The sequence below is a fragment of the Pseudomonas sp. UBA6323 genome (assembly GCF_002439135.1).
GTDB lineage: Bacteria > Pseudomonadota > Gammaproteobacteria > Pseudomonadales > Pseudomonadaceae > Aquipseudomonas.
This window is the reverse complement of the sequence record NZ_DJSX01000025.1, coordinates 1-5,353: the sequence shown is the minus strand read 5'-3', so window position 1 is coordinate 5,353 and position 5,353 is coordinate 1. Positions and strand designations below refer to the sequence as shown.

The window sequence follows — 5,353 nt, the reverse complement described above, 5'->3', positions numbered from 1 at the left end:
GGGCCAGCCAAATAGAAAACCCTCCGATCGCTCGCAGGCTTTTTATCTCGCGCCCGAAGTTGGACGCGAACCAACGACCCCCTGATGAACAGTCAAGTGCTCTAACCGGCTGGGCTATTCGGGCGGGGACGCGCATGCGACGCAGCGACGCCGGGGCGTGCAAGCCCCGCCGACGCGTCGCGGGCGCGGGCGCGGGCGTTCAACGCGGGCATGCAGTCGGCGTCCTGGGGCGGGCAGTGCGCGCGCGGCCCGCGTTGTTGACGATCACCCGTGCCAACAGACGCCCCTTGGTGTTGCACAGCGAGATGGTCAGGTTGCTGCCGGCGCTGCGGCCATCGGGCAGGTAGCGGACCTGTCGTCGTCCGGCGGAACTGACCACCCGGATGTGGCGCGATGCCGGGGGTATGTCCTGCCGCACGATGTCGTCCGGTTTGTCGGGGCGGCGGTTGCCATCGCGGTCGAGGAACAGCAGCCAGCCATTGCTCCAGTCGCTCGAACGCGTGCAGGTGGTGCCATCCGTGGAAGGGCAGAGCGCGGCGATGCCGCGCCTGCTGACCGCGGTGAGGCGGGCCAGGGCGAGGTTGTTGAGCAGCGCATAGGTCGCGGCCCGGGTGCGTTGCCGTTCGATCAGTCCCTCCATGGATGGCAGGGCGACGATGGCAAGGGTCACCAGGATGAACGCGCCCACCAGGATTTCCACCAGGCTCATGCCGCGCGGATGCGGCGAGGGAGGAGGGGATGCTAGGGGTGTCCAGGCCATGCAGGGCTTTCCCGCGGAACGGCGCGCAGCGCGACTGCAGGCAGACTGGGCCGATACGTTGGCGACGGGAATCGGCCGCAGGGTGCAGGCGGGCATGGGAAATGTCCTCAGCCGGCCGTCATCCGTGCGATGGCTATACTTGCCGGTCCATACCGCCGGCGCCGCCATGTCCGACCGTTTCCAGCTCGTATCGCCCTATTCGCCGGCAGGCGACCAGCCGGCCGCGATCGCCAAACTCGTCGCCAACTTCGAGGCCGGCATCGCCAAGCAGACCCTGCTGGGCGTGACCGGATCGGGCAAGACCTACACCATCGCCAACGTGGTGCAGCAGGTCCAGCGGCCGACCCTGGTGATGGCGCCGAACAAGACGCTGGCGGCGCAGCTGTATGGCGAGTTCAAGTCGTTCTTCCCGCACAACGCGGTCGAGTACTTCGTCAGCTACTACGATTACTACCAGCCCGAGGCCTACGTGCCAGCCTCGGATACCTTCATCGAGAAGGACAGCTCGATCAACGAGCATATCGAGCAGATGCGGCTCGCCGCGACCAAGACCCTGCTGTCACGGCCCGATGCCCTGGTGGTGGCGACGGTCTCGGCGATCTATGGCCTCGGCGCGCCCGAGGACTACCTGTCGCTGCGGCTGATCCTGTCCAAGGGCGAGCGCATCGACCAGCGCGACCTGATCAAGCACCTGACCCAGTTGCAGTACACCCGCAACGAGTACGAACTGCAGCGCGGCACCTTCCGCGTGCGCGGCGAGGTCATCGACGTGTTTCCCGCCGAGTCGGACAGCGAGGCGGTGCGCATCGAGCTGTTCGATGGCGAAGTCGAGCAGCTGGGCATGTTCGACCCGCTCACCGGCGAGAGCCTGCGCAGGATGCAGCGTTACACGATCTACCCCAAGACCCACTACGCCACCACCCGCGAACGGGTGCTGGCGGCGATCGAGACGATCAAGGCCGAGCTCAAGGAGCGGCTGGAGCAGCTGTACGCGCAGAACAAGCTGGTCGAGGCGCAGCGCCTGGCCCAGCGTACCCAGTTCGACCTGGAGATGATGGCCGAGGTCGGCTACTGCAGTGGCATCGAGAATTACTCGCGGCACCTGACCGGCAAGGCCGCCGGCGAGCCGCCGCCGACCCTGTTCGACTACCTGCCGCCGGACGCGTTGCTGGTGATCGACGAGTCACACGTGACCATCCCGCAGATCGGCGCGATGTACAAGGGCGACCGCTCGCGCAAGGAAACCCTGGTTGAGTTCGGCTTCCGCCTGCCATCGGCGCTGGACAACCGCCCGCTGCGTTTCGAGGAGTGGGAGGCGCGTTCGCCGCGCAGCATCTACGTATCGGCCACCCCCGGACCCTATGAGCTGCGCGAGTCGGGCGACGAGATCACCGAGCTGGTGGTGCGCCCGACCGGCCTGGTCGACCCGCAGGTCGAGATCCGGCCGGTGGCCACCCAGGTCGACGACCTGATGTCCGAGTGCCACGCGCGCATCAGCATGGGCGACCGCGTGCTGGTCACCACCCTGACCAAGCGCATGGCCGAGAACCTCACCGAGTACCTCGGCGAGCATGGCATCCGCGTGCGCTACTTGCATTCGGACGTGGATACGGTCGAGCGCGTGGAGATCATCCGCGACCTGCGCCTGGGCAAGTTCGACGTGCTGGTCGGCATCAACCTGCTGCGCGAAGGCCTGGACATGCCGGAAGTCTCGCTGGTGGCGATCCTGGATGCGGACAAGGAAGGCTTCCTGCGTTCGACCGGCTCGCTGATCCAGACCATCGGCCGCGCCGCCCGCAACCTGCGCGGCAAGGCGATCCTCTATGCCGACAGGATCACCCGCTCGATGCAGGCGGCCATCGACGAGACCGACCGCCGTCGCCAGAAGCAGGTGGAGCACAACGAGGCGCACGGCATCGTGCCCAAGTCGGTGGCGCGGCCGATCATCGACATCCTCGAGGGCGCGCATGAAGAGGGATCGGCCAAGTCCGGCGCCAAGGGCAAGGGGCGGCGGGTGGCAGAGCCCGAGGCCGACTATCTGTCGCTGGAGCCGGCCAGGCTGGCGGCCCGCATCAAGGAGCTGGAACAGCGGATGTACCAGCATGCGCGCGACCTGGAGTTCGAGGACGCGGCGCGGGTGCGCGACCAGATCCGCCGCATGAAGGAAGCAAGCCTGGGATGAGTCGCGCGCCTTGCCGGTGCCTTGCCCGCGGGTGGGGCGGGGCGCATGGAGGGCGATGTGAAAATTTTTCCGGAAACCTGTTGCTCTTGCCGAACCGCTGGCATAAGATACGCGCCCTCGCAGCAAGCAATTTGTTGCGGCGAAAAGGGCGGTTAGCTCAGCGGTAGAGCACTACCTTGACATGGTAGGGGTCACAGGTTCGAACCCTGTACCGCCCACCACTTGAAACCTAGCAGTACCAATGGTTTCGGTGGACTTAGCATCATCGGCAGTCGCATAGACTGACCCCGCACTGACCCCAACAAGCTCCGCCAGCCGGGGCACATCGCGGGCCAAGTCCTCAACGATCTGCTGTAGCGCCTTCCGGGCCTCGCCTAGATAGGCGGGGTCAAACTTCGCATAGGCGTCCGTCGTGCCGCCGGCGTGATGCCCCAGCAGGCCAGACACCTCCCATGCCGGCACGCCGCGCTGCCGCAGCCACGTGGCGACTGTGTGCCTGATCGTCTTGGGGACGAACCAGGGCGGCAGCAGGGCCGCCTTCCTCACCTTCCGCCATGTCGTCTTGATCGAGGCAACTCGGCGCCCGTGCCAGTGCACCACGTAGGCCGATGGCTTTGCCTGGTCGATATAGGCAGACAGGGCGGGCAGCAGGGGCACCACGGGCCGGTACTTCTTCGTCTGCTGGCGGCCGGGCGGGTTGAGGCGCACCAGATTGGCCCGTCGGTCGATCTGGAACACCTGCAGATCCTGCGCGGCATCCCCGCGGCATCCGGTGCACAGCCTGACCAGCAGCAATGCCCACATGTGTTCCGGCATCGGCGTGTTGAGCAGCCGCACGACCTGTTCCCGGCTCGCATAGTGCGGGTACGCCTCGCCGATGGGTGGTAGCTCCACGAACGGCACCTGCGCGATCTCTCCGCGCTTCCACGCTCGGTTCAAGGCCGACTTGCCCACCCCCAGCACGCGCCGCGCGTAGCCCTCGCTGTAGTTCCTCCCGCGCAGCCAGCCGAGGAAATCCTCCTGCTGGCCGATGCCGACCTCTGCCACGGTGGTCGTCCCCGGCCACCACTCCCGCCACAGATCCACTGCACGGCTGGCAGTCGCCTTGCTGGCGATGGTTCCGCCGTGCTGGGCCATGTACCGGGTCAGCACGGTCGAAAGCAAAACGTCCTGCGGCGCCTGACCGGCCATCGCCGCGTTCTCGACATACCACTGCGCTAGTGCGACTTGTGCCTCTCCAAAGTCTCTTGTGCCAAGCGAAGCGCGCTGCTTACACCCATTTGCGTCCCGCCACGCCCGATACCAGACGGTTGAGCCTTTGCGCTGTTCGAGCCAATAGTCGCCAAGGCGGAAACGGGCTGACACGTTTGTCTCTCCAAATAATTGAGCAGGTGGTTTTCTGTGTACCTTACGGCCTTACCGATGCGGATATGGCCGATGAGGTTTCTGGTGCGAATGCGCCTGAGGGTAATCTCGGAGATGCCAAGATAGGAGGCAGCTACCGCCTCTGTATATAGCTCAGGGAGCCTTTCAGCTGCGCTCATGATCACTCCGTTCAGTACATTTCATGACTCCATTTGCTATGTTGGTTAACATGGCGAGTGCTCCAAGGCCCATTGCAGGGATCATGAGCATTAACTTCCCTGTTACAACGGCAGCAACTGTCACAGCAATCATTGCCATTAGAACGAAAATGGTTAATGGGCCGATGTAATCAAAGAAATTCTTCATTCCGACCTCATTCTTAGAGATTTGATGATTCATCTATGCCGCATGACCAAGCAGTATTTCTGCATGTGAAATAGCTGTAATGCCGCCCATGCTCTCCGGTGAACTTCTTCTCCAGCAGATCAGCTTGCCGGCGCCAGTATTCCTCGCGGTGTGGCTGCCGACTTGCGTTTAGAAGGCACCGGAATACGGCGTCCTCTACGGCCCGGGCTTTGAGTTCCAGGTCACGCATCGCTCGCCTCCTGCGTACAGGCAGCGATGCCTCGCAGTTCTGCTACGGCTCTTGCGATGTTCTTCTTTCCTACTGCCGGAAGGAACGGAATGCACGTCTCGAACGTCGCCGCTAGTTTCATAAGTTCGCCGCACTGCAGCGCGACGCGCAGGCGCTGAGCCACATCCTGCGCATACGACAGGGACAGGAACCGCGTGGCGGCCTCGCGCATCCGGCCCTTTGCATTCTTCTCGAAGTACTGTGCAAGCTCGACGGCCTGTGCCAGTGCAATCTCTTTGTCGGACTCGCTGAGTGCCTCAACTTCAGGCGCGGCACGCAGGGAGGCAGCAGCCTCCCGCAGCAATGCGGGCAGGTCTTTCTCGCCTAGCAGGCTGTAGGCGGCCGCGTGCTGCTCCAGCCGCTGCTTCAGGTCAGTCATCACCTCCCCCCCCCCTGCGGGCGGGCGGCGAGC

6 protein-coding genes and 2 tRNA genes are annotated in these 5,353 nt (G+C 64.4%); 2 read left to right on the top strand and 6 right to left on the bottom strand.

Annotation, left to right across the window (positions count from 1 at the left end):
* Positions 1–50 precede the first annotated feature (50 nt).
* Positions 51–124, bottom strand: a tRNA-Asn gene (locus B3P22_RS05705).
* A 75-nt stretch (positions 125–199) separates the two neighbouring features.
* The gene (locus B3P22_RS05700) at positions 200–709 is read right to left on the bottom strand and encodes a GspH/FimT family pseudopilin (RefSeq protein ID WP_296270307.1); all 510 of its coding nucleotides are present in this window, start codon (positions 707–709) and stop codon (positions 200–202) included.
* A 217-nt stretch (positions 710–926) separates the two neighbouring features.
* Here B3P22_RS05700 and uvrB point away from each other — a divergent pair, with 217 nt between their 5' ends.
* A complete protein-coding gene (gene uvrB / locus B3P22_RS05695) occupies positions 927–2,942 on the top strand; it encodes an excinuclease ABC subunit UvrB (protein WP_054668639.1) in 2,016 nt (671 codons plus the stop codon).
* A 146-nt stretch (positions 2,943–3,088) separates the two neighbouring features.
* A tRNA-Val gene (locus B3P22_RS05690) sits at positions 3,089–3,163 on the top strand.
* On the opposite strand, the gene B3P22_RS23815 is transcribed toward B3P22_RS05690, so the two are convergent.
* The 4 genes from B3P22_RS23815 to B3P22_RS05680 form a co-directional block, all read right to left on the bottom strand.
* The gene (locus tag B3P22_RS23815) at positions 3,114–4,079 is read right to left on the bottom strand and encodes a tyrosine-type recombinase/integrase (protein WP_419096416.1); all 966 of its coding nucleotides are present in this window, start codon (positions 4,077–4,079) and stop codon (positions 3,114–3,116) included. The genes B3P22_RS05690 and B3P22_RS23815 overlap by 50 nt on opposite strands.
* 80 nt (positions 4,080–4,159) lie before the next feature.
* A complete protein-coding gene (locus B3P22_RS23810) occupies positions 4,160–4,486 on the bottom strand; it encodes a helix-turn-helix domain-containing protein (RefSeq protein WP_419096415.1) in 327 nt (108 codons plus the stop codon).
* Entirely contained in the window at positions 4,473–4,673 is a 201-nt protein-coding gene (locus tag B3P22_RS05685) for a hypothetical protein (RefSeq protein ID WP_296270306.1), read from the bottom strand. The genes B3P22_RS23810 and B3P22_RS05685 overlap by 14 nt, the downstream gene beginning before the upstream one ends.
* 221 nt (positions 4,674–4,894) lie before the next feature.
* On the bottom strand, positions 4,895–5,353 hold a 459-nt coding region (locus B3P22_RS05680), incomplete at its 5' end, for a hypothetical protein (RefSeq protein WP_296270305.1).